The sequence below is a fragment of the Glycomyces sp. NPDC046736 genome, assembly GCF_040645615.1.
Taxonomy (GTDB): Bacteria; Actinomycetota; Actinomycetes; order Mycobacteriales; family Micromonosporaceae; genus Glycomyces.
On sequence record NZ_JBEYYO010000001.1, the window covers coordinates 284,433 to 308,010 of the forward strand.

General features: G+C 68.8%; 23 protein-coding genes and 1 tRNA gene. 14 read left to right on the plus strand and 10 right to left on the minus strand.

The genetic code is table 11. The features are described from left to right. Nucleotides 1-164: 164 nt before the first annotated feature. The 8 genes from AB0B28_RS01295 (at nucleotide 165) to AB0B28_RS01330 (ending at nucleotide 6,314) form a co-directional block, all read left to right on the plus strand. Nucleotides 165-1,091, plus strand: a complete 927-nt coding sequence (locus AB0B28_RS01295) for a ParA family protein (protein WP_360114519.1) — start codon at nucleotides 165-167, stop codon at nucleotides 1,089-1,091. A gap of 89 nt (nucleotides 1,092-1,180) precedes the next feature. Continuing rightward, on the plus strand, nucleotides 1,181-2,047 hold the full coding sequence (locus tag AB0B28_RS01300; protein ID WP_360114523.1) for a ScpA family protein: 867 nt from the start codon (nucleotides 1,181-1,183) through the stop codon (nucleotides 2,045-2,047). Next, nucleotides 2,040-2,789 (plus strand): SMC-Scp complex subunit ScpB, encoded by a 750-nt coding sequence (scpB, locus tag AB0B28_RS01305; protein WP_360114526.1) that lies wholly within the window; start codon nucleotides 2,040-2,042, stop codon nucleotides 2,787-2,789. The genes AB0B28_RS01300 and scpB overlap by 8 nt, the downstream gene beginning before the upstream one ends. After that, on the plus strand, nucleotides 2,776-3,510 hold the full coding sequence (locus tag AB0B28_RS01310) for a pseudouridine synthase (RefSeq protein WP_360114529.1): 735 nt from the start codon (nucleotides 2,776-2,778) through the stop codon (nucleotides 3,508-3,510). The genes scpB and AB0B28_RS01310 overlap by 14 nt, the downstream gene beginning before the upstream one ends. A gap of 58 nt (nucleotides 3,511-3,568) precedes the next feature. Further along, nucleotides 3,569-3,940, plus strand: coding sequence for a YccF domain-containing protein (locus tag AB0B28_RS01315; protein ID WP_360114532.1), 372 nt, complete (start codon nucleotides 3,569-3,571; stop codon nucleotides 3,938-3,940). 110 nt (nucleotides 3,941-4,050) lie between these two features. Continuing rightward, complete coding sequence (gene cmk / locus AB0B28_RS01320) at nucleotides 4,051-4,728, plus strand: (d)CMP kinase (RefSeq protein ID WP_360114535.1); 678 nt, start codon at nucleotides 4,051-4,053, stop codon at nucleotides 4,726-4,728. After that, a complete protein-coding gene (gene der, locus AB0B28_RS01325; RefSeq protein WP_360114538.1) occupies nucleotides 4,721-6,142 on the plus strand; it encodes a ribosome biogenesis GTPase Der in 1,422 nt (473 codons plus the stop codon). Before cmk ends, der begins: the two co-directional genes overlap by 8 nt. Before the next feature lie 98 nt (nucleotides 6,143-6,240). Then, a tRNA-Pro gene (locus AB0B28_RS01330) sits at nucleotides 6,241-6,314 on the plus strand. 97 nt (nucleotides 6,315-6,411) lie between these two features. Here AB0B28_RS01330 and AB0B28_RS01335 read toward each other — a convergent pair. Further along, the gene (locus AB0B28_RS01335) at nucleotides 6,412-6,870 is read right to left on the minus strand and encodes a GNAT family N-acetyltransferase (protein ID WP_360114541.1); all 459 of its coding nucleotides are present in this window, start codon (nucleotides 6,868-6,870) and stop codon (nucleotides 6,412-6,414) included. A gap of 124 nt (nucleotides 6,871-6,994) precedes the next feature. Next, nucleotides 6,995-7,861, minus strand: coding sequence for an alpha/beta hydrolase (locus tag AB0B28_RS01340; RefSeq protein WP_360114544.1), 867 nt, complete (start codon nucleotides 7,859-7,861; stop codon nucleotides 6,995-6,997). 152 nt (nucleotides 7,862-8,013) lie between these two features. Here AB0B28_RS01340 and AB0B28_RS01345 point away from each other — a divergent pair, with 152 nt between their 5' ends. Both AB0B28_RS01345 and AB0B28_RS01350 read left to right on the plus strand, forming a co-directional pair. Further along, nucleotides 8,014-9,063 (plus strand): substrate-binding domain-containing protein, encoded by a 1,050-nt coding sequence (locus AB0B28_RS01345; RefSeq protein WP_360114547.1) that lies wholly within the window; start codon nucleotides 8,014-8,016, stop codon nucleotides 9,061-9,063. 203 nt (nucleotides 9,064-9,266) lie between these two features. Continuing rightward, nucleotides 9,267-10,352, plus strand: coding sequence for a non-reducing end alpha-L-arabinofuranosidase family hydrolase (locus AB0B28_RS01350; RefSeq protein ID WP_360114550.1), 1,086 nt, complete (start codon nucleotides 9,267-9,269; stop codon nucleotides 10,350-10,352). Between the two features lie 46 nt (nucleotides 10,353-10,398). Here the strand turns inward: AB0B28_RS01350 and AB0B28_RS01355 are convergent, their stop codons facing one another. Continuing rightward, nucleotides 10,399-12,036, minus strand: a complete 1,638-nt coding sequence (locus AB0B28_RS01355) for a beta-xylosidase (protein WP_360114553.1) — start codon at nucleotides 12,034-12,036, stop codon at nucleotides 10,399-10,401. A 237-nt stretch (nucleotides 12,037-12,273) separates the two neighbouring features. On the opposite strand from AB0B28_RS01355, the gene AB0B28_RS01360 reads away from it, so the two are divergent. Continuing rightward, entirely contained in the window at nucleotides 12,274-13,284 is a 1,011-nt protein-coding gene (locus AB0B28_RS01360) for a LacI family DNA-binding transcriptional regulator (protein ID WP_360114556.1), read from the plus strand. Between the two features lie 19 nt (nucleotides 13,285-13,303). On the opposite strand, the gene AB0B28_RS01365 is transcribed toward AB0B28_RS01360, so the two are convergent. From AB0B28_RS01365 to AB0B28_RS01380, 4 genes are all read right to left on the minus strand, one after another. Then, nucleotides 13,304-14,017, minus strand: a complete 714-nt coding sequence (locus tag AB0B28_RS01365) for a glycosyl transferase (protein ID WP_360114559.1) — start codon at nucleotides 14,015-14,017, stop codon at nucleotides 13,304-13,306. Beyond that, nucleotides 14,014-14,871 carry a carbohydrate ABC transporter permease gene (locus AB0B28_RS01370; RefSeq protein WP_360114839.1) on the minus strand — a complete coding sequence of 286 codons (858 nt, stop codon included), beginning with the start codon at nucleotides 14,869-14,871 and terminating at the stop codon, nucleotides 14,014-14,016. Before AB0B28_RS01370 ends, AB0B28_RS01365 begins: the two co-directional genes overlap by 4 nt. Nucleotides 14,872-14,939: 68 nt before the next feature. Next, nucleotides 14,940-15,965, minus strand: a complete 1,026-nt coding sequence (locus AB0B28_RS01375; protein ID WP_360114562.1) for an ABC transporter permease subunit — start codon at nucleotides 15,963-15,965, stop codon at nucleotides 14,940-14,942. A 46-nt stretch (nucleotides 15,966-16,011) separates the two neighbouring features. Continuing rightward, nucleotides 16,012-17,694 carry an extracellular solute-binding protein gene (locus AB0B28_RS01380; protein WP_360114565.1) on the minus strand — a complete coding sequence of 561 codons (1,683 nt, stop codon included), beginning with the start codon at nucleotides 17,692-17,694 and terminating at the stop codon, nucleotides 16,012-16,014. A 331-nt stretch (nucleotides 17,695-18,025) separates the two neighbouring features. On the opposite strand from AB0B28_RS01380, the gene AB0B28_RS01385 reads away from it, so the two are divergent. Both AB0B28_RS01385 and AB0B28_RS01390 read left to right on the plus strand, forming a co-directional pair. After that, nucleotides 18,026-19,288 (plus strand): cellulose binding domain-containing protein, encoded by a 1,263-nt coding sequence (locus AB0B28_RS01385; protein WP_360114568.1) that lies wholly within the window; start codon nucleotides 18,026-18,028, stop codon nucleotides 19,286-19,288. 234 nt (nucleotides 19,289-19,522) lie between these two features. Then, complete coding sequence (locus AB0B28_RS01390; protein WP_360114571.1) at nucleotides 19,523-20,071, plus strand: hemerythrin domain-containing protein; 549 nt, start codon at nucleotides 19,523-19,525, stop codon at nucleotides 20,069-20,071. A 39-nt stretch (nucleotides 20,072-20,110) separates the two neighbouring features. On the opposite strand, the gene AB0B28_RS01395 is transcribed toward AB0B28_RS01390, so the two are convergent. Then, nucleotides 20,111-21,319 (minus strand): zinc-dependent alcohol dehydrogenase, encoded by a 1,209-nt coding sequence (locus AB0B28_RS01395; protein ID WP_360114574.1) that lies wholly within the window; start codon nucleotides 21,317-21,319, stop codon nucleotides 20,111-20,113. Between the two features lie 171 nt (nucleotides 21,320-21,490). On the opposite strand from AB0B28_RS01395, the gene AB0B28_RS01400 reads away from it, so the two are divergent. Then, nucleotides 21,491-22,336, plus strand: a complete 846-nt coding sequence (locus AB0B28_RS01400) for an SDR family oxidoreductase (protein WP_360114842.1) — start codon at nucleotides 21,491-21,493, stop codon at nucleotides 22,334-22,336. 67 nt (nucleotides 22,337-22,403) lie between these two features. Here AB0B28_RS01400 and AB0B28_RS01405 read toward each other — a convergent pair whose 3' ends face one another. Next, entirely contained in the window at nucleotides 22,404-23,078 is a 675-nt protein-coding gene (locus AB0B28_RS01405; RefSeq protein ID WP_360114576.1) for a DUF6766 family protein, read from the minus strand. Between the two features lie 96 nt (nucleotides 23,079-23,174). After that, nucleotides 23,175-23,561 carry a hypothetical protein gene (locus AB0B28_RS01410; protein WP_360114579.1) on the minus strand — a complete coding sequence of 129 codons (387 nt, stop codon included), beginning with the start codon at nucleotides 23,559-23,561 and terminating at the stop codon, nucleotides 23,175-23,177. Nucleotides 23,562-23,578: the final 17 nt, after the last annotated feature.

The window sequence follows — 23,578 nt, forward strand, 5'->3', positions numbered from 1 at the left end:
TGAGGGCGAACGGCCCTCAGCGCACAGCGGGCGATCCCACACCGGGTGCCTCGGAGTCTCCCAAGCCGTCGACAGCCTCGATACACTGACGTACAGTCGCTATGACAGGCAATGGTGAGACGCCCGGCACCCGGTGTCGACCTCGCACCCGGAGGCGCGAAGAGATGAGCAGTGTGGACAGCAATGACAAGTGGGCGGCCTTGCGGGGCGCCGCGCAGGCGCCTCCCGCCGACGGTGACAGCGACCTCTCATCGCCCGACCCCGAGTCCTACACCGGCAAACGCGACATCCCCCAGCCCCAGCCCCTGGAGCGCCACGGCCCCGCGCGCGTCATCGCCATGGCCAACCAGAAGGGCGGCGTGGGGAAGACCACCACGACCATCAACCTCGGTGCGGCCCTTGCCGAATACGGCCGCAAGGTCCTCCTGGTCGACTTCGACCCCCAAGGGGCCCTGTCGGTCGGCTTCGGCACCAACCCCCACACCCTCGACCTGACCGTCTACAACCTCCTCATGCAAGAGGACGTCGACATCGACGACGTCATGGTCAAGACCAACGTGGCCGGCCTGCGCCTCCTCCCGGCCAACATCGACCTCTCGGCCGCCGAGATCCAGTTGGTCAACGAGGTCGCCCGCGAGCAGACCCTCGCCCGCGTCCTGCGCCCGGTGATCCCCGACTTCGACTACGTTCTCATCGACTGCCAGCCTTCGCTGGGGCTCTTGACGATCAACGCGCTCACCGCCGCGCACTCGGTCCTCGTCCCCCTTGAGTGCGAATTCTTCTCCCTGCGCGGGGTGGCCCTCCTCCTCGACACCGTCGACAAGGTCCGCGAGCGCCTCAACTACGACCTCGAACTCGACGGCATCCTCGCCACGATGTACGACTCGCGCACCACCCACTCGCGCCAGGTCCTCCAGCGCGTCGTGGAAGCCTTCGGCGACAAGGTCTTCTCCACCGTCATCACCCGCACGGTGCGCTTCCCCGAGACCACCGTCGCCGGCGAGCCGATCACCACGTGGGCCCCGGCCTCCTCCGGCGCCCGCGCCTACCGCCAGCTCGCACGCGAACTCATTGCGGCGACAGATAAGTAGCCCCGATCGCGTTCGGCCCCAGTCCGTGTCTCCCCATAAACCCCGAGTTCACCCGGTAGTGCCCCGAAGGCCCGTCTAAGCTGGCGTGCGTGACCGACCAGCAGCCGACCCAACTCCCGACCCAGCGGGAGGGCGCACCGGAGGAGGCCGAGAGCGGCTTCCGCGTCCGGCTCGCCAACTTCGAGGGCCCCTTCGACCTGCTGCTGCAACTCATCGGCAAGCACAAGCTCGACGTCACCGAGGTCGCCCTCCACCAGGTCGCCTCCGAGTTCATCGCCTACGTCACCGGCCTCGACGAGGCCTGGAACCTGGAGGAGACCTCCGAGTTCCTGCTCATCGCCGCGACCCTCCTCGACCTCAAGACCGCGCGGCTCCTGCCCGGCACGGTCGTCGACGACGAGGAGGACCTCGCGCTGCTCGAAGCCCGCGACCTCCTCTTCGCCCGCCTCCTCCAGTACAAGGCCTACAAGGAGGCCGCCGGGGCCCTCGCCGGGCTCGCCGACGCCGCCTCGACCCGCGTCGCCCGCAACGTCGGCCTCGAAGACCGCTTCAAGGGCCTCCTCCCCGAACTCGTCCTCGACCTCACCCCCGAAGCCCTGGCCGCCTTGGCGGGCAAGGCGATGAAGCCGAAACCGCCCCCGACCGTCGGCACCGGACACATCCACATGCAGCGCGTCTCGGTGCGCGAGCACGCCGTGATCCTCTCTCGCCGCCTCCAACGCGTCCAGACCGCGACCTTCCGGGCCCTGACCTCCGACTGCGAGTCCCATCTCGAAGTCGTGGCCAGGTTCCTCGCGCTCCTGGAGCTCTACCGGGAGGCCTTGGTCGGGTTCGAGCAGATGCAGGCCCTCGGCGAGCTGACGGTGCGCTGGCTCGGCGGCATGACCGCCACCGAGATCGAGGTCGACGAGTACGCGGGCGCACCGGAACCGGGGGAGGAACCCACGAATGCATGAGCACTTGAGCCCCGACGAGGTCGCCGAGTGGCGCCCGCCCTGGCAGCGCCACGAGGACGGCGGGCAAGCCCGGTCGGACACGCCCGCCGACGAGCCGGTCGACGTCACCGACGAGTACGCCCGCGCGGTGGCCGACGTCCCGGCCCAGGCCGAGCCCGAACCCGAGCCGGTCCAGGCCTCCAGCCCCGTCCCCGAGGACGTCGATCTCGGCGCGGTTCTCGAAGCGATCCTCATGATCGCCGAGGAGCCGCTCTCCGAGGAGTTCCTGTCCGCGGTGTTGGAGCGGCCACGCTCACAGGTGCGCGAGACGCTCGGCCGTTTGAGCGCCGAATACACTGGTGACGGACGCGGATTCGATCTGCGTCGCCAAGCCGGCGGCTGGCGCTTCTACACGCGGGCCGATTTCGCCCGCTACGTGGAGCGATTCGTCACCGACGGCGCCTCCGCCCGCCTCACCAAGGCGGCCTTGGAGACGCTCGCCGTGGTGGCCTACCGCCAGCCGGTCACCCGCGGCCGCATCTCGGCCATCCGGGGGGTCAACTGCGACGGCGTCATGCGCACGCTGCTGGCGCGCGGCCTGGTCGAGGAGTGCGGGACCGACCCGGACTCGACGGCGACGCTCTACCGCACCACCACGCTGTTCTTGGAGAAGATCGGTCTGGACTCGGTCGAACAGCTCCCTGAGCTGGCCCCGTTCCTGCCCGACGACGTGACGGATATCGAGGAAGATGAACAACGCTGACGCTGAGGGCATTCGCCTGCAAAAAGTGCTGTCGCAGGCCGGGATCGCCTCCCGCCGCAACGCCGAAGACCTGATCTCCCGCGGCAAGGTCAAGGTGAACGGCGAACTCGCCCGCCTGGGCCAGCGGGTGCAACCGACCGATGTCATCCACGTCTCCGGCAAGCGGATCGTGACCGACGTCGACACCGTGTACTTCGCGATCAACAAGCCCCGCGGGATCGTCTCGACGATGGAGGACGACGAGGGCCGTCCCTCGCTCGCCGAGTTCACCAAGGGCATCGACCAGCGGGTCTTCCACGTCGGGCGGCTCGACACCGACTCCGAGGGCCTGCTGCTGCTCACCAACGACGGCGAGCTGGCGAACCGCATCATGCACCCCTCGCACGGCCTGCCGAAGGTCTACCGCGCCCAGGTCTCAGGGATCATGGACCGCGCCACCTGGAACAAGCTGCTGGCCGGCGTCGAGCTCGAAGACGGCCCCGCGAAGGCCGACAAGCTCAAGATCATCGACGAGCACGCCGGGCAGTCGTTGATCGAGATCACGATCCACGAGGGCCGCAAGCACATTGTGAGGCGGCTCATGGACGAGGTCGGGCACCACGTCTCGCGCCTGGTGCGCACCGAGATCGGCCCGGTCAAGCTCCGCAACCTCAAACCGGGGACGATCCGCCGCCTCTCGCCCAACGAGATCGGCGAACTCTTCCGCGAGGTCGGGCTCTAGGGATTTCCGCCAGCCTGCTGTACCGACGGGACCGGCATGCGCCGGTTAGGGTTTCGGCATGTCAACCATTCTGAACATCATCTGGTTCGTGCTGGCCGGGCTGTGGCTCGCGATCGGCTACTTCCTCGCCGGGCTGCTGTTCTGCGTCTTCATCGTGACGATCCCGTTCGGCATCGCGAACATGCGGCTGGCGGGGTACGTGCTGTGGCCGTTCGGCCGGACGGTCGTCTACGACCGCACGGCCGGATGCTTCTCCCTCCTGGGGAACATCCTGTGGCTCATCCTCTTCGGGTGGGAACTGGCCCTCACGCACCTGGTGACCGGGTTCCTCCAGGCGATCACGATCATCGGCCTGCCGCTGGCGGTCGCCAACTGGAAGATGATCCCGCTGGCGCTGTGGCCGATGGGCGCGCGGGTCGTCGAGCGCTAGAACATCGAGGAAGATCCAAGTCACGACTGCCCGGGCGTTCGCCGTGGAGGACCCGCGACAAGGCATGATGTAGGTTTGCGAGGTTTGCAGTTGAAGAACGGAGCGCGATAGTGCCTGACCAGAAGAGCGGACCGGTCGTCGCCATCGACGGCCCCTCGGGGGCCGGCAAGTCGACCGTGTCCAAGACACTCGCGACCGCGATCGACTCGGCCTACCTCGACACCGGCTCGATGTACCGCGCCGCGACCCTGGCCGTCCTCAACGCCGGGGTCGACCCCACCCAGACCGCGCAGGTCACCAAGGCCGTCAAGGCCGCCAAGCTCGAATTCGGCACCTCCCCGGAGGACCCCTTCACCCGCGTCGACGGCGAGGACGCCGACCTGGCGATCCGCGGCGACGACGTCACCAAGGCCGTCTCGGCGGTCGCCGGCAACAAGACCGTCCGCAAGTTCCTCATCGGTGAGCAGCAGCGCATCATCCGAGAGGCCAAGGGCGGCATCGTGGTCGAAGGCCGCGACATCGTCGAGGTCGTGGCCCCGGACGCCGACGTCAAGGTCTACCTCACCGCCGACCCGGTCGAGCGCGCCAAGCGCCGCGCGGCCGAGATCGGCGCCGACGCCCAGGCCACGAAGCAGGACATCGAGCGCCGCGACACCGCCGACTCGAAGACCACCAAACCCCTGGAGGCCCCCGAGGGGGCCGTCGTTATCGACTCCACGGCACTGCCGATCGTGGAGGTAGTGGCCAAGATCCTGGCCTTGCTGAGCAACAGGGACATTGATGAGTGACGAAGCGGCCTCGGCCGAACTCGACGGTGCCGGTTTCGACGACAGCACCGTCGTGAACGACAGCGCCGGCTGGGGCGGCGCTGACGAGCGCGGCGCGGTCCCGACGGTGGCCGTGGTCGGCCGCCCCAACGTGGGCAAGTCGACCCTGGTCAACCGCATCCTGGGCCGCCGCGCCGCGGTCGTCCAGGACGAACCGGGCGTGACCCGCGACCGCGTCGCCTACGACGCCGAATGGGCCGGGCGCGACTTCAGCTTGGTCGACACCGGTGGCTGGGACCCCGACGCCGAAGGCATGGCCAAGTCCATCGCGGTGCAGGCCGAGCTGGCCATGCGCACCGCCGACGTCATCGTGTTCGTGGTCGACGCCCGCGTGGGCCCGACCGACGCCGACGAGGCCGCGGTGCGCATCCTGCGTTCGACCAAGAAGCCGGTCCTGTTGGTCGCCAACAAGGTCGACTCCGAACGTCAGGAAGCCGAGATCCACGAGCTGTGGAGTCTCGGCCTCGGCGAGCCGTTCCCGATCTCGGCCCTCCACGGCCGCAACTCCGGGGACCTGCTCGACAAGATCGTGTGGGCCTTCCCCGAGGTGCCCACCGGGAAGCTCAAGGAGCGCGGGCCGCGCCGTGTGGCGCTCGTGGGCCGCCCCAACGTCGGCAAGTCGAGCCTGCTCAACCGCATCGCGGGGGAGCCGCGCGCGGTGGTCGACAACGTCGCGGGCACCACCGTCGACCCGGTCGACTCGCTCGTGGAGATCGACGGCGAGGACTGGATCCTGGTCGACACTGCGGGTCTGCGCAAGCGCGTCAAGTTCGCGTCCGGGACCGAGTACTACGCGGCCCTGCGCACCGAGTCCGCGCTGGAGGCCGCCGAGGTTGCGCTGGTGCTGCTGGACGCCTCGGAGCCCATCAGTGAGCAGGACCAGCGGGTGCTGACCCAGGTCACCGAGTCGGGCCGGGCCGTCGTCATCGCCTACAACAAGTGGGACCTGGTCGACGAGGACCGCCGGTACTACCTGGAGAAGGAGATCGACCGCGAGCTCGCGCAGGTCGCGTGGGCCCCGCGGGTGAACGTCTCGGCTGAGACCGGCCGCGCCGTGGAGAAGATCGCCCGCTCGCTGCGCGAGGCCCTCGAAGGCTGGGGCCAGCGCATCAGCACCGGCGAGCTCAACCAGTGGATCAGCGCCCTCCAGGCCGCCACGCCGCACCCGACGCGCTCGGGCAAGGCCCCGAAGGTCATCTACGCGACCCAGGCCGCCGCCGAGCCGCCGCGCTTCATCCTCTTCACCAACGCGCCGTTCGACAAGCAGTACCTCAAGTTCATCCAACGCCGCCTCCGAGAGGACTTCGGCTTCCGCGGCACCCCGATCGAACTGGTGGTCAAACCACGCGAACCCCGCAAGAAGCCCAAGAAATAACCGCCACCAGCGGGCAGTCTCACACCACCGACCTCCCCTCCCCACCATCCGAACCCATACGCTAAAGTTGTCACCGCCACGGACAACGAGGCAAAAAACGGGCTGTGGCGCAGCTTGGTAGCGCACTTGACTGGGGGTCAAGGGGTCGCAGGTTCAAGTCCTGTCAGCCCGACCGTTACTCCAGGCCAGAGACTATGTCTCTGGCCTGGAGTCGTTATGCCTGAAGCGCAGGCGAGATCGTATGTGCCCCGGCAGCCTGGGGGTTTCGATTAGTTCAGGTCGATGGCTCCGACCACTTGCCCGGCGAATTCCTGACCGGTCAGCTCGAACCCCATCCTGCGGTAGAAGCCCTCGGGGCCGGCCGCGCCGGTCTTCCACATCACCGTGGCCCGTTTCGAGCCGCGCCGCCGGGCCTCGTCGAGCACGGCCTCGACCGCGAAACGACCGAGGCCGCCCCGCTGATGCCGAGCACTGACGTTGAGCCGCCAGATCCCGCAGCGGAAGAACTCGATCTCGGCATCCGGGTCGAACCCGCCCATCACGAATGCCGCTGGTTCGTCACCGACGTACACCAGACGCGGCCACGCCGCCTGCGGGGACGCGTAAGCCTCGGCCAGCGACACCGCGACCGGGGCCACGAAATCCTCCTGCTCGGGCTTGACCTTGATCTGGCAGGCCAGGTCGACGTTGTCGGGCGTGATGGTCGCGATCCGGAGTGCATCATTCATGCCCCCCAACCTAAAGACCTGCCCCAGGACGCGCAACCGCGCAGCGGGCCACTTCACAAAGCCGACCGCGAACCCAGACGACAGACTCCTGTGCCACCACATCAACTCTGTCCGGGCGGGCTTCTCATTCCAGTTCGGATTCCCAGACGATGCCGCCGCCGGTGGCGTCGGTGGGGAGGCGGTCTCGGGCGGCGGTGTCGCCGTAGAGGCTCCAGCGCATCCAGTCGAGACTGGTCTCGACGGTCTGGGGGTAGGTCGGGCCGTTCCAGATGAACTCGTCGTGGCCCTGGCCGGAGTGGGTCATGAACGCCTTCGAGGCGGGGAGCGCCCCATAGGCCCGCCGCGCCAGGCGGTAGTCGCAGATCGGGTCCTGGTCGCCGTGGACGAACAGGACCTTCGCGGCGACTTCGGCGGCAGGGGCGCCCATGTCGACCGCGGCGTGCGCGATCGCGGCCGTGATCCGGGCGTCGGGCCAGGAGGTGAGGAGCCCGTGCGTGGTCATGCCGCCCAATGAGTGCCCGGCGGCCCCGACGCCGTTGGCGGTGTCCAGGTGCCCGGCGAACATGTCGCCGCCCCCATTGAGCGCCAGGGTGCGGGTGATGACCTCGGAGACGTCGCGCGACTGGCTGCCGTTGTAGACGTCCTCGACCTTGCCCTCGGTGCCGGTGGCGGTAGTGGGGAAGACCGGGGCCGCGACGATGAATCCGGCCCGCGCCAACGGGAGGACGTGCGTCCCGTAGCTCTCCGGATTGCCGCCCCGGCCGTGGCTCCAGGCGACGACGGGGAACGCGCCGTCCGCGATCGGTGCGTCGGGCCTCGGCGCACTGTCAAGCGAACCCCGCGACGGGTAGAAGACGCGGGTCACGAGGCTGCGGTCCCCGCGGCTCCAGGCGAACTCGCGCACGCCGACGGGGAACGGCTCGTCCGGAGCCGAGCGGAGGACGGAGGCGCCCGCCGCCGTCGCCAGGACTTCACGTCTTGCGCCTGACATCGGCACTCCATTCCCGCTTGAAAATTTCAGAGAAATCTTAGAAAGTTTCGCTCGTTCGGACTATAGGTAGGGATCGATCTCCCGTCAAGTAGGCCACCGCTTCTGCCACCACTGGACGAAACGATCGCGCATCGGAACGCTACGATGCCCGAATGACCTCGGTTGACGAAAGCGCTTCCTCGGGCATCGACGGCACGCCGCTGACCATCGCGCAGATCGCCGATCGCGCGGGCGTCTCGGTCGCGACGGTCTCCAAGGTGGTCAACGGGCGCGACAACGTCGCGGCGGAGACCCGCGAGCTGGTCGAGGACATCATCCGGCGCTACGGCTACCGGCGCCAGAAGCGCCAGGGCAAGGCGGCCCCGCTGCTGGAGGTCGTCTTCCACGAGCTGCGCGGCCTGTACGGGATCGAGATCATCAACGGCGTCGAGCAAGTGGCCCGGCGGCACCGACTCGGGGTCGTCGTCTCCGAACTCGAAGGCCGCCACGTTCCCGGGCCCGGCTGGGTGGAGGACGTGCTCGCCCGCCGCCCCACCGGCGTCATCGCGGTGTTCACCGAGCTCACCGCCGAACAGCGCGAACAGCTCCGGAGCCGCGACATCCCGCTCGTGCTCGTCGATCCCGCGGGCGACCTCGATACGGCCTCGGCGGCCGTGGGCGCCAACAACTGGAACGGCGGACTCACCGCCACTCGCCATCTGCTGGCACTCGGCCACCGCCGCATCGCGGTGATCACCGGACCCGAGCACGTCCTGTCGGCCCGGGCCCGGCTCGACGGCTTCCGGGCCGCCATGGACCTGGCGAAGGCACCGGTGGACCCGGCCCTGATCCGCATCGGCGACTACCAGATCGCCGACGGCAGGCACCACACCCGCGAGCTGCTGCGCCTCGAAGAGCCGCCGACCGCGATCGTCACCGGCAACGACGGCGAGGCCCTGGGCGTGTACCAGGCCGCGGCCGAGGTCGGACTGCGCGTCCCTGAGGACCTGAGCGTGGTCGGCTACGACGACCTGCCCGCCGCCGAATGGTGCATCCCCCCGCTCACCACCGTCCGCCAGCCGCTGCGGGAGATGGCGGCGGCCGCCGCGGACATGCTCCTCGCGCTGGCCCGCAGCGAACCGCTGCCGCGGCAGCGCGTCGAGCTCGCCACCGAGCTCATCGTCCGGGGGAGCACCGCCCCTCCGGCCTTCCCCGGACGGTAGACCGCGGGAACCCGACCGACTCCGGCGACCGGAGCCGGTGGAAGAAATTAGTTGGCATACATCGAGATATTTACATGCCTATTGTCCCGTGTCTATCCTGAGGCTGCGGCCCCGTGTTTTCGGCGGGGCGGCGGAAATGTTCAGCGTCTCGCAAGGCTGTTAGCGATAACAGGCCTTCGCGTCCACCATCGGAAGGAAGCACGATGCGACCAACGACAACCCGATCGCGGATCGCCTGGCTGGCGACCGCGTTCGCGGCCGCTCTCGTGGCGGCCACGCTCACCGCGACCTCCCCGGCACAGGCCGACCCCTTGCCCTCGGCCTTCCAATGGGAGTCCAGCGGAGTGCTCGTCGAACCCCAGCAGACCGCGCCGGGGCGAACCCTGGTGTCGGTCAAGGACCCGTCGGTGGTCCAGGTCGACGGGCAGTACCACGTGTACGCCACCACCGCCGACACCGACGGGGGCTGGTCGATGACCTACTTCGGCGGCTTCGCCGACTGGTCCCAGGCCGGGCAGGCTCCCCAGTACCACTTGTCCCAGACCGCCATCGGCGGCGGCTACCGCGCCGCCCCGCAGGTGTTCTACTTCGCGCCCGGCGACCAGTGGTACCTGGTCTACCAGACCGGCCTGCCGTCCTTCTCCACCATCGACCACCCCTCGGAGCCGCAGACGGCCTCTCCCGCGCAGAACTTCATGAGCTCGCACGGGATCGCCGACGGCACCTCCTCCTATGTGGTCGACTACTGGGTCGCGTGCGACGAGGTGCACTGCTACCTGTACTTCAACAACGACAAGCAGCAGTTCTACCGGGCCCAGACCACGGTGGCGGCGTTCCCGAACGGCTTCGGCGACGTCGAGCTGTTCATGGAGGCCCCGGACAACAGCCTGTTCGAGGCCACCAACGTCTACAAGATCGGCGACACCGACGAGTACCTGCTCCTCATCGAGGCCATCGGCTCCGACGGCGCCCGCTACTTCCGGTCCTGGACCTCCGACCGTCTGGACGCGAACTTCTCGCAGTGGACCCCGCTGGCGGACACCGAGTCCAACCCGTTCGCACGGTCCAGCAATGTCGCCTTCCCCGGCGGTGCCTGGACCGATGACATCAGCCACGGCGAACTGGTGCGCACCGACGGCGACCAGACCATGGCGATCGACCCGTGCAACCTGGAGTACCTCTACCAGGGGCGCGACCCGAACTCCGGCGGAGAGTACTCGCAGCTCCCTTACCGACTCGGGCTCATCACCCACACGAACCCCACGCCCGACTGCGGCAGCGGCGGTTGAGGAGCGGAGGTGTTCGCGGACTCGCCCGCGAACACCCCCGTAATCCTCATGTGCTCTGCCGCAAGGACATCACGGCCCACGGTGGGAGATCGACGTCGAGTTCGAGCACGCCGGACTCGGGCACGATCAGCGTGTACCGCAGCAGCGCGTCCGCGACGGTGCCCAGGTGGCGGTTCTCCTCCCGGGTGGGGTTGATCGGACTGCCCAGCTCGTACCAGGCCTCCGCGACGTTGCCGTGCTCCCAGTCCAGGATCTCGACGAGGAACACGGTGCCCGGCGCGAGGCCCTCGATCGCGTGCCCGATCCTGCGGCCCGGGCCCTTCTCGGCCAGCGCGCGCGTCTGGGGGTACGAGTTCGCCGAGCCGATCGCCTTCGCGCCCATCTCGTCCGGGTAGTTGAAGAACACGGCCGACACCGCCGAGGTGCGGCTGTCGCGGGACACGACCCCGTGGGGCGTGGTCAGGAGCAGCCGGTCGCCGAGCCGTTCGAGCATCCGCATCGCGTGGAACGTCGGCTTGTGGATGCCGTTCTCGTTCACCAGGCCGAAGCCGCCGTGGAAGGGCCCGATGCCCGCGCCGCCCTCTTCGAAGACGTCGGTGAAGGCCCAGTAGGAGACCGAGTCGGCGAGCGCGGCGCATCGCAGGTACGAGCGGGTGATGAAGGTGGCCGCGAACAGGGTGTCGTGCATCCGGTCGCGGGAGGACGGCGAGGAGGACCACTCGGTGATGTGGACTTCCGCTTCGGGGTAGGCGCTGTCGGCCAGGAGCTTCCGCAGGAGGGTCAGGTCGTCGAAGGTCGCGTCTGCGTACCGGGAGAGCTGCACGCCGGTGCCGTCGGCGCCGAACGCGTAGTCGGTCGGGTAGAGGTGGGTCGAGACGAAGTCGACCGGGACCTCCCGTTCGGCGCACCAGGCCAGGAACTCCTCGATCCACACCGGACGCCAGTCGAGCGCGTCCACGTCGGGCGCGGCCGCGGTCGCGTGCGTCTTGGAGCGGTCCTCGTATTCGCCCTCGTAGCGGTCGTCGGGCACGAAGACGCTCGTGGAGGGGCCGCCGACCTTGAGTTCGGGGTCGATGCGCTTGACGGCCTCGACGGTGCGCGCGTAGAGCTCGAAGTACTCCGTCTTCGTCCCGGTCCAGAAGTGGGGCACCAGGTTCGGCTCGTTCCACACCTCGAAGCGCCATTGGCGCACCTCGGCGCGGCCGTAGCGGTCGATCCAATGCTCGATCGTCTTCGCTACCAGTTCCGTCCAGCGGTCCATGTCCTTGGGCGGGCTGCCGTGCGCGCCCCACCAGAACAGCGTCTCGGTGACCGTCGCCAGCTCGCGCGGCATGAAGCCGAGCTCCACGAACGGGCGCACGCCGCATTCGAGGATGAAGTCGAAGACCTTGTCCACGTAGCTGAACGTGTGCACTGGCGCGGGCAGGGGCGTGTTCGGGCCGAAGCCGCCGCCGTCGCTCTCCCGGTAGACGAACATGTCGTCGTGGAAGAGGCCGTGGAAGCGCAGGTAGCGGAACCCGAGGAGGTCGACCGCCTCGGCGAACTGCCGCTGCCAGTCCGCCCGAAGCGCCTCGTTCGCCCGTCCTGCGCCGACGCATTCGGACCACAGGTGCGGCAGCGCGCGCTCCTCGCGGGACTCGCCGTCGATGCGGATTCGGGACGCGGAGGCGCGTATGCCTGTCATGGTCTCACTTCGCTTTATGAGGAATGGCGGGGAGCATTGTCGGAGTTTCGAAAAGGTTTCGAAACTTATTCGATCGAAATTCACGGTACCGGCCATCACAATCACTGTCAATCATGGCTGTGAAGTGCTGACTTTTCCTCAACCTGGCGGCCTTGTCGATCGTGATATGATCGAAAATATTTCGAAAATATTGAAGGGAACGTGATGAATCGGCGAGCCCAGCCCCGGAGAGCCACCTTGACCGATGTCGCGCGGGCGGCCGGGGTCTCGCTGGCCACCGCTTCGAAGGTCCTGAACGGACGCAGCGACGTGGCGGCCGGGACGAGGGACCGCGTGCTCCGTGTCATCAACGAGCTCGGCTACCGGTCCACGACCGAACGACCCGAGCGGAAGCGGGACCGGACCCTGGTCACGGTGCTCGACTACGTCGAGTCGCGCTACGCCGGAACGGTCCTCCAGGGCATCCTCGACGCCGCCGCGGCCGCCGAGACCGAACTCGTCCTCCGGCTCCCGCCCGACCAGGCGATCGGCGCCGGGCCCGAGACCGCCTACTCCTGGCTCGCGGGGCTTCAGGCCGCGGGGGCCGTCGGCGTCATCGAACTCGCCGTGGCCGTTCCCGACTCGGTGCTCGACGCCGCGAAGGAACTGGAGATGCCGATGGCGACCATCGACCCGATCGACACGAGGGACGCCCGCGTCGTCAGCATCGGCTCCACCAACTGGGAGGGCGGACGCTCGGCGACCGCGCACGTGATCGGCTTCGGCCACCGCCGGATCGCCTGGATCGGCGGCCCGCTCAACTCCGCCCCCTCCGCCGAGCGCTTCCACGGATACCAGGCCGCGCTCGACGCCACCGGCCTCACCCCGGATCGGGCGCTGATCCGCCACGACGCGTTCGCCGTCGAGGCGGGGTACCGGCACGGCCGCGAACTCCTCTCGCTCCAGGAGCGGCCGACCGCCGTCGTCGCGGGCAACGACGAGATCGCCATCGGCGTCCTGTCCGCCGCGAAGGAACTCGGCGTCGGCGTCCCCGGCGAACTGTCGATCACCGGTTTCGACGACACGCCGCAGACGGAGTGGACGACGCCGAGCCTGACCTCTGTGCGCCAGCCGCTCGCGGGCATGGGGCGCATGGCCGTCGAGACCGTGCTCGGCATGGCCGACGGCATCCAGCCCGCCTTCCAGCACCTTCAGTTGGCGACGACGCTCAGCGTCCGCGGCTCGACCGGCCCGGTCCCCTCGGCCTGAGCGAGACGGATTCGCGCTGTCAGTCCGAGCGCGTGAACCGCGCGGTGATGTCCGCGGCGACCGGGCGCACGACCAGCCACAACGAGAGCGCGAACGCCCATCCGAAGAGGAGCAGCACCGCCTCGGAGCCCACCGCGACCACGGCGGCCGCGACGACGAGGAGCGAGAGGACGCCGAGCGAGGACTTCCACGAGAGGAAGCACTCCGCCGCGGCCACGCGGAGCACGTCGCGGAAGCGGAACGAGAAGAACGAGGTCACCGCCAGCAGGTGCCCTGACCACACGGCGAGCACCACGAGCAGCACCGCGCTCACCGGCCGCAGGACCCCGCCACCGGCCACCGCCTCCGCGAACAGCACGTTCACGGCGAGCACCGTCGTCAACGCGAGCACCGGAATCCACCACGCCAGCGTGTCCCGCAAGTTCAACCGGAGCCCGCGCAGCAGCGGCCGCGCCGGGCTCAGGTCGGGCTCGGCCGCCCACGCCCGCTGCGCGTACAGCGCGGCGGCGAGCGCGGGCGCGACCGGGAGGAGCGCGGCGACGAAGAGGAGCACGTTCGCCGGTTCCGGGGCCAGCAGCGTCCACAGGACCAGCGTCGGCAGGCCCGCGACCGCGAGGAACAGCCCGAGGACGAGGCACCGGTAGATCGCGGCGCTCGCGCGGGAGAGCACCCCCGGGCCGATCTCGTCGGCGTGTTCGGTGCTTTCCCTTCGACTCGATCCGGTCCCGTTCATCCCTTGACCGATCCCAGCATGATGCCCGACACGAAGTAGCGCTGCACGAAGGGATAGACGCAGAGGATGGGGATGACGGTGAGGATCATGGTCACCGCTTGGATGTTCGTGGCGACCAGGGCGGTGGTCGAGCCCGCCGCCGCCGCGCCCTCCGAGGTGGTCGTGGACGCCCCTGCGATGAGGTTGCGCAGGAACAGGGTGACGGGGAACAGCTCGCTCTTGTCGAGGTAGAGGAACGCCGCGAACCAGTCGTTCCAGAACGCGACCGAGTAGAACAGCACCATGGTCGCGATGACCGCCTTCGACAGCGGCAGCACGATCCGGCCGAAGATGCCGTACCAGCCGAGGCCGTCGATCTGCGCGGCCTCCTCCAGCTCCTTCGGCAGGTTCTCGAAGAACGCCTTCATGACCAGGAGGTTGAAGATCGAGATCGCCCCCGGGAGCACGATCGCCCACATGGTGTTCTTCATGCCGAGCGAGGAGATGAGCACGTAGTTCGGCACGAGGCCGCCGTTGAAGAACATCGTGAACACGGCGATCCCGATGAGGGCGTTGCGGCCCTTGAGGTGCTTCTTCGACAGCACGAACGCGTAGGTCGTGGTGAGGGACATGGCGATGACGGTTCCGACCACGGTGTACAGCACGGTGTTGCCGTAGTTGCGCCAGAAGGCGCCGTTCGACATGACCGCGCCGTAGGTGTCCACGTTGAAGCCCACGGGCCAGAAGCTCACCTGACCCGCCCTGATCGCCCCCGGCGAGCTGAACGACTGGGCGAGCACCGTGATGAACGGATACAGCATCACCAGGCACAGCAGCACGAGCAGGGTCGCGTTGACGGCGCCGAAGACGCGCATCCCGGTGGACTCCAGCGTCCGCCGCGGCGCCCGGCCCTTCGGCTCGGCCATGTTCTTCGAGATCACGTCTACCACAGGCTCGTCCCCACCATCCGCCGCGAGATCAGGTTCGCGGAGAGCACCATCACGAGGCCGATCACGGCCTGGAACAGGCCGATCGCCGCCGCGTAGCTGAGATTGTTCGACACCAGGCCGACCCGGTAGAGATAGGTCGAGATGACGTCGGCCGTCTCGTAGGTCAGCGGGTTGTACAGCAGGAGCACCTTCTCGAAGCCGACGTTGAGGAACGTCCCGATGTTGAGGATCAGCAGCGTGACCATCATCGGGCGGATGCCGGGCAGCGTGACGTGCCAGGTCTGCCGCCACCGTCCCGCGCCGTCGATCCGCGCGGCCTCGTAGAGGGAGTCGTCGACCGTGGTGAGCGCCGCCAGGTAGAGGATCGTGCCCCAGCCGACGGTCTGCCACACCTCCGAGCCGACGTAGATCGTGCGGAACCACTCGGCCCGCTGGATGAACGGGATCCCCTCGCCGCCGAACGCCTCGACGAGCTGGTTGACCGTGCCCTGCAATGACAGCAGTTGCAGGATCATGCCCGCCACGATGACCACGGACAGGAAGTGCGGCAGATAGGAGATCGACTGCACGATCTTCTTGAAGTGCTTCTTGCGCACCTCGTTGAGCATGAGCGCCAGGATGATCGGGAGCGGGAAGCCGATGAGGAGGGTCAGCCCGCCCAGGATCGCCGTGTTCGTGAACACCTTCCAGAAGGTCGGGTCGTTGACGAACATCTCGATGTAGCGCAGGCCGACCCACTCGTCGCCGAAGACGCTCCCGCCGGGGCGGAAGCGGCGGAACGCGATGACGTTCCCGATCATCGGGCCGTACTTGAAGATCGCCAGGTAGATCAGCGGGATCAGGGCGAGACTGTAGAGCTGCCAGTCGCGCCGGAGGGCCTCCCGCCAGGTCTGCCGCTTCCGTCTGGAGAGCCGGCGCGGCGCCGTCGCGGGGGCGCTGGCGGGCGCGTCGGAGGCGGTGGCCTCGGACGGCCCGCGGGTCACCGGCCGCTGGGAATGCTCGTCTTGTGTGAGGGGCATGTCGTACTCCCTCCCGTCCGCGTCGGGGCCGCTGCCCCGGCGCGGATCAGGAGTTCTCCTCCTCGAAGCGTTCGCGGGCGGCGTTGTTGAGGTCCACGTAGGTGGCGAGGCCCTGGGCTTCGAGCTCGGACACGTAGTCGTCCCATTCGGCGATGTCGCGCTCGCCCAGGATGAACCGCAGCGTGTTGGTGTCCACGGTGTCCTTGATCGGCGTCGCCAGAAGCGAGGCCTGTTCGAGTTCCAGCTCGTCGAGCGGCGCGGGCGGGTTCGGGTCGCGCGGGGTCCGCGTGGCGAGCACCGAATCGATGTACTCCACGAAGGTCGGGGTGTTGTAGGACTCCTTGAGCGCGCGCGATTCGGTCGAGTCGGCGAACACCGGGTTCGACCAGCCCAGGTCCTCCTGGATGTCGGTCTCGCCGTCGGGGTTGATCTCATAGTCGTCGAGGGAGTACTCGGGCTTGATCGTGATCGTGCCGTCCGCGTCCTTGGTGTAGGTCTCGTCGAGCACGCCCCAGCGCATGAGTTCGCGGGCCTCGGGGTTGTAGTAGATCCAGTCGAGGAACTGCAAGGTGGCGAGGAAGTACTCGGAGTCGGCGACCTCGGCGTTGAGCATGAACCCGTTCCAGAAGTTGCGCGGCTCGCACACCTGGCCCGCCGGTCCGCCGGGCGGGGCGATCTGGAGGATCTCGAAGTTGCCCGGGCCGACCGTCTCGTTCAGGCCCTGCGCGAACTCGATCGCGGTCCCGGCCGAACCGGAGGCGGCGAACACGGTCTCGTTCGCGAACTTCTCCGCGACGCTGCCGCCGCCGCTCCCGTCGTTCGCCGCGGTGAACGACTCGGTGTCGACCAGGCCGTCCGCGACGAGCCCGCGGAAGTACTCGACCATCTCCTTGTAGCCCGCGGACACGGCGGTGTACTGAAGCTTGCCGGAGCCGTCGTCCATCATGCCGGTGCCGAAACCCCAGCCCGCCTGCGCGCCGAAGGCGTGCGCGGCGTAGTTGAGCATCGACTGGGCCTCGAAGCCGTCGGCGAGGGGGTGGGAGTCGGGGTACGCCGCCTTGATCTTGACGAGGGCCTCGCGCATCTCGTCCCAGGTCTGGGGGATGCCGCCCGCGACCGACTCGAAGACGTCCTTGCGCACGACGAGGGTGAAGACCGGCACCGAGACCTCCTGGAGGCCGGGCAGCATGTAGTACTTGCCGTCCGCCTGCTTGAGGTTCTCGATCATGTCGGCGAGGTCCCATTCCTGCACGTACTTCTGGAAGTTCGGCATGTGCTCGACATAGTCGCTGATCGGGAGGATCGCTCCAGAGGAGACGAAGGAGGTCTCGTCGCCGGTGTAGATGAGCGGGATGACCGTGGGGGCGTCGCCCGCGCTGATGAGCAGACTGCGCTTCTCCACCGCGTCGCTGAACGGGATGGTCGTGATCTCCAGTTTCACATTGGTGCGCTCCTCGATCTCGTCGAAGAACCTCCACGAGTCGGTGATGGGGAGCTCGGGCCACTCCGTCCACAGCAGCGAGAGGTTGAACGCCTCGGTGGCGGTGAACTGCTCGTCCGCGGCGAAGTCGTCCATCGCGCCCTTCGACTGCGCGTCGAGGTCCACCTCCCCGCCGTCGTCGTCACCGCTGCACGCCGCGAGCGCGATCGCACCTGACGTGGCGACCGAGATTCCGATGAATTTCCGGCGAGTCGCGCCGACGGGCGTCCGCCCGAACACATCCGACATGTCTCTCCTCCTTGAGAGTGTCCGTATTCCGCGAAAGATCCGCCTATGTGCGCGCTCACATGAGCATGGCTGGCGAAAATTTCGGGAGTACTTCCGATAATTTCCAGAGCGTAGTTACCGTGTCCACTGATGTCAATGCGTCTACTCGGGCGATATTCGGTCCGCCCCGAGCGAGTGGCGCCTGCGCCCTCCACGTCCTCGAGGTCGTGATCGCGTCATATAGACATTCATCTATAATTGGGTTATCTTAAGTTTCGGTAATTCATCTGAAAATTTCGATCACGGGGATGCCCTCACACCCTCCCGAACACCGTACGAAAGGCATCTCGACATGAAGCCCTTGCGAACAGGCGCACGATTCGCGCTGGTCGCGGCGGCCCTGACGGCGCTCTTCGCCGCGGGCACGCTGACCGCCGCCGCCGACCCGTCCGTCTCCTCGGCACAGGCGTCGGCCACCGCCGGATGCGGCCAGAACCCCACCCTGACCAGCGGCAACCACACCATCCAGAGCGGCGGCACGAGCCGCAGCTTCATCCTCGACGTCCCCTCCGGCTACGACCGCGACCGTCCCCACCGACTCGTCTTCGGCTTCCACTGGTGGGGCGGCACCGCTCAGGACGTCGCCACCGGTCAAGCGGTCGAGTCGGGCACCTACGCCTACTACGGCCTCAAGCGACTCGCGGGCGACTCGACCATCTTCGTCGCCCCGCAGGGCCTGGACAACGCCTGGGCCAACAACGGCGGCGAGGACATCGCGTTCGTCGACGCCATGCTCGCGCTCGTCGAGGGCGGCCTGTGCGTCGACACGAGCCAGCGGTTCTCCCTGGGCTTCAGTTACGGCGGCGCCATGAGCTACTCGCTCGCGTGCTCGCGCCCGGACGTGTTCCGCGCCATCGCGCCCTACGGCTCGCCCGGGTTCGTCAGCGGGTGCGACGGCGGCACCGCGCCCGTCGCGGTGTTCGCGGCGCACGGCACCACCGACAACTTCACCGACGGGATCTCCCAGCGCGACAGGTTCGTCGCCAACAACGGCTGCACCGCCCAGAGCACGCCCGCGCCCCCGTCGGGCAGCCGGACGCACATCACCACCGAGTTCGCCGGATGCTCGGCGGACCACCCGGTCGTGTGGGCCTCGTTCGACGAGGGCCACATCCAGGCCCCGCGGGACGGGGCCTCAGGCGACGGCGCGGACTCGTGGCTCCCGGGCGAGACCTGGGACTTCTTCAACCGGTTCGACCCCGAGTCGCCCGGTGAGACGACGCCCCCGGAGGAGACGACCGGCCCGCCGCCGACCGGGTCCGGCTGCACGGCCGAGATCGACATCGTCAACGACTGGGGCTCCGGCTGGCAGGGCGCCCTGCTCATCACCGCGGGAAGCGACACCGTCAACGGCTGGACCCTCACCTGGACCTGGCCCGGCGGCCAGGGCATCAGCAGCCACTGGAACGCCGTCGTCTCCACCTCCGGAACGACCGTCACCGCCGCCGACGACGGCTGGAACGCCACCGTCCGCGCCGGACAGACCGTCGAAGCCTGGGGATTCGTAGGCACCGGCTCCGCCGCAACCCCAGCAGTGACCTGCACCGCCGGCTGAACCGCCTCCGCAAGAGCCGAGCGCGGACTCTGTCGGCTTCGAGGACCTCGCACTCGACCTGGTCGAGGACCATGAGGCTCTCGTCCGCCCGAGTAGAACCGGGCGCGGAAGGGGCCGAGCTGCAAGGCGCGCTCCTAGCCGCCCTGCGGCGTCTGCTGCGCGCCCTGTGATGCATGAGGTTCCCGAGCCGGGGTATCCCGCAGGTCAGTTGACGCCGAAGGAGAGGACGAGGACATGAGCGGCGACGTAGTGGACCTGATCATGGCCGACCACCGCGAGGTGGAACGGCTGTTCGACGAACTCAAGACGCACCCGGAGCACCGGCCGCTACTGACGCCGGTGCTCTCGGCGCTGCTGACCGCGCACAGCCGCGCCGAAGAGGCCGAGGTGTACCCGGTCGCCAAGTCCGAGGCAGGCGAGACCGACGAGGTCGCGCACTCCCAGGAGGAGCACGAGCAGGCGGAGGAACTCCTGGTGCGACTCAACGGCGCCGACCCCGAGTCACCGGAGTTCGACAAGGCGCTCAAGGAACTCGTCGACGCGGTCACGCACCACGTCGAAGAGGAGGAGTCCACGGTCCTGCCCGGAATGAAGACCGGGCTCGACGACGCCAGACGCGCCAAACTCGGCGAAGCCTTCGCCGCCAGCCGCGCGCAGCACTTGGGCGACCAGCCCGGCCACGCGAGCCGCGAGGAGCTCGAACTCCAGGCCCGCAACATGAACGTCAGCGGCGCGTCCAGCATGGACAAATCCGAGCTGAAGGACGCCGTGAAACCCGAGTGAAGGGCGTCCGCCCCGTGGCGGACGCCCTGCGCGGGCGTTTCACGCTACGTCGAGGACCGTCTTGAGCCAGCCGTCCTCGCGGCGGTCGAACGTCTCGTAGGCGTCGATCGCCGCCGAGGGCGGTTCGTGTTGCGTGATGAACGCGGTCGGGTCGATCGTGCCGGTCGCGACCAGGCGCAGCAGCCCGGGGATGTAGCGCCGGTGGTTGCAGTTGCCCATCTTGAGCGTCAGGTTCCGGTTCATCGCGTCGCCGATCGGGAAGCGGTCGAACCCGGCCGGGTACACCCCGATGACGCCGATGCTCCCGGCCTTGGCGACCGCGTCGACCGCCCACCGCAGTGCCAGGCTCGGGGCGTCGCCGGGCACCCATTGATCGCCGTCGGGCGCCGCGTCCGGCGCGGCCTCGTCGCGTTCGCGGTCGAACTGTGCCGCTTCGTCCTCGGACACGACCGCGGGCCCGTCCGCGGGCCGCTCCGCGTCCACCCCGACCGCCTCGATCACCCGGTCCACGCCGATGCCACCGGTCAGGTCCTTGACGGCCGCGACCGGGTCCTCCCGGTTGAAGTCGATGACCTCGGCGTGCTGCTCCCGCGCCTTCTCCAGACGCGAGTCGATCCCGTCGACGACGAGCACGCGCCCCGCGCCCTGCCGCTTCGCCGACTCGACGGCGAACTGGCCGACCACACCCGCGCCGAGCACCAGGACCGTGTCGCCCCGCCCCACCTCGGCGAGCTTCGCCCCGAACCACGCGGTCGGGAAGATGTCCGAGAGCAGGATCGCCTGGTCGTCGCTCACCTCGTCGGGGATCGGGACCAGGCCTGTCGACGCGTACGGGACCCGCGCGTACTCGGCCTGGAGTCCGTCCACCGGCCCTGTCGACTTCGGTCCGCCGAAGAAGCACGTGCCCGCGGCGGGCCCGTTCGGGTTCGCGTTGTCGCACTGCGCGTAGTACCCGGCCCGGCAGTACGAGCAGGTCCCGCATCCCACGGTCGAAGGCACCACCACCCGGTCCCCGGGCCGGAAGCCGCGCACCCCCGCGCCGACCTCCTCGACCACGCCGACGGCCTCGTGGCCGAGGACGGTGCCGGAGACCATGTCCGGCATCGTTCCGCGCACCATGTGCAGGTCCGTCCCGCATATCGCGCTGCGCGTGATCCGCACGATCGCGTCGGACGGCTCCCGGATCGCCGGATCGGGCACCTCGTCCAATCGGATGTCCCCGACCCCATGCCACACCACGGCCTTCATCGCCTTCCCCCTCCGTGAACGATTCGGGCCGCGAGCCCGCGGACCCCATCTGGGCCTACCCGCTGCACGGCCGGGTATGCGCAGGGCGCGCGGTTACCGGCTCCGGCCCCGGGTACCCGCACACCCACGGGCCCTGAAGGGCCGACATCACGCGTGAAGGGGGACGACGCGATGGGCAAGCCCGCGCAACAGCAGGAACCGCCCGGACGGACCGACAAGATGCGGCCCCGCCCGCGGGACGCCATGGAGGGCTATGAAGGGCGCGGCCTGCTCAAGGGCCGCAAGGCGCTCGTCACCGGCGGCGACTCCGGGATCGGCCGCGCCGTGGCCGTCGCGTTCGCGAAGGAGGGCGCCGACGTGGCGATCGCCTATCTGGAAGAGCACGACGACGCCCGCGAAACCGCCAAGCTGGTCGAGGCCGAGGGCCGCACCTGCGCGCTCCTGCCGGGCGACCTCGCCGCAGCCGAACAGTGCCGGCGGGCCGTCGAGGGCACCGTCGAAGCGCTCTCGGGCCTGGACCTGCTGGTCAACAACCTCGCGACCCAGACACCGGTCGACCGGCCCGAGGAGATCACCGACGAGCAGTGGACGCACACGTTCGAGGTGAACATGCACGCCTACTTCCGCGTCACCGCCGCGGCCCTGGCCCACCTGGGAGACGGCGACGCGATCATCAACACCGCGTCGGTGAACGGCCTGCGCGGCAACAAGACCCTCATCGACTACTCAGCGACCAAGGGCGCGGTCATCGCCTGGACCTACTCGATGGCCCAAGCCCTCGCCGACCGGAAGATCCGCGTCAACTGCGTCGCGCCCGGACCGGTGTGGACGCCGCTGATCCCCTCCACGCTCTCGGAAGCGCATGTGGAGGGTTTCGGCGAGCACACGCCGATGGGCCGCGCCGCCGACCCCGACGAGATCGCACCGTCCTACGTGTTCTTCGCGTCGAACCGGCTCTCCTCGTTCTACACCGGCGAAGTCCTCGCCCCGCTCGGAGGCGAGACCATGCCCGGCTGACGCTCCCGGCCAGGCGCGGCAGCGGCCGAGCCCGGCGAGCCACCGACCCGCCCCGGGGCACCGGCCTTCAGCCGGTGTCCTGGGTCGTGTCGTGCGGATCGCCGACGGGCTTGGACTCGGGAGAGCCCCTCTGGCGCAGGTAGACGCTGACGACGACGATCGTGCCGATGGCGAGGAACTCCGACTGCCAGTTCTGGAGCGTCCGGTTCCAGAAATCGGCGCTGCCGACGTACCCGGTCCAACTCAACGGATCCTGGAGCTGCGCGAGCCGGTCGGCGTTGTACGCCGAGCGCCCGGCCACCGACTGCGCCAGCCACGACAGCATGAACAGCGCGCCCATCACCGCCCCGAGCGACCGCGCGAACACCGCCGTCCGCCAGCCTCCGGCCCTCGCCCACTCCGGCGAGTCCTCGGTGGCGTACCGGCCGACCTTCTGCTCCTCGTCGGACTCGGTCCCGGTCTTGCCGACCAGCTTCGACTCAGGCGAGCCGCGCTGCACCAGCCACACCGTCGCGAACACGTACAGGAAGAACTGGAGGTACTCCGACTGCCAGTTCTCGGCGAGGTCCACCGCGAAGTCGCCCGACGCCACATATTGCACCAGCGAAGCGGGCGCCCCACCCTCGACCAGCTGCCGGTCGTTGTAGTCGGCCCGCCCCGCGAACGCCTGCCCTACCAGCGCCGCGAGGAACAGCAGCCCGAAGCAGATGCTCAACCCGTTGTCACGCAATGCCTTCCGCATCGTCATCTCCTCAGAGCCGCAGCAGACCGACGACGATCGCGTACCCGAGCCCGACCGCGGTGAACGCCAGATACACAGTGAACATCACCCGTCTCATCAGCCCTCCACCTCGCATTCGTACGGCCGTTCACCCTGCGGCGCGCACCCCGCGGCGACCACCTTCCAACCTTCGGCCAGCTCCACGAGGAACAGCACGTCGCCACCGGTCCGCACCTGGGCCCGGTCCCCCCACACGTCCGTCTCCTCGGCCGAATCCGTCGGCAGGCCCTGCTCGAGGACCGCCGCCTCGCAGGGCTTCCCCTCCTCGGCGGCCAGCTGCTCCGCGGCGTCCGGCGACAACAGACCGCACGCCGCCGCGCCGTCGCCCTCGGCGAGCGCCGTCACGAACGCGTCCGCGGCCGCTTCGGCCTCCTCGCCGCGCTGGCCGGTCCCGCACCCGGCGGCCGCCCAGCAGACCGCGAGCCCACAGGCCACACTGATCACGATTCGCCACACGAATG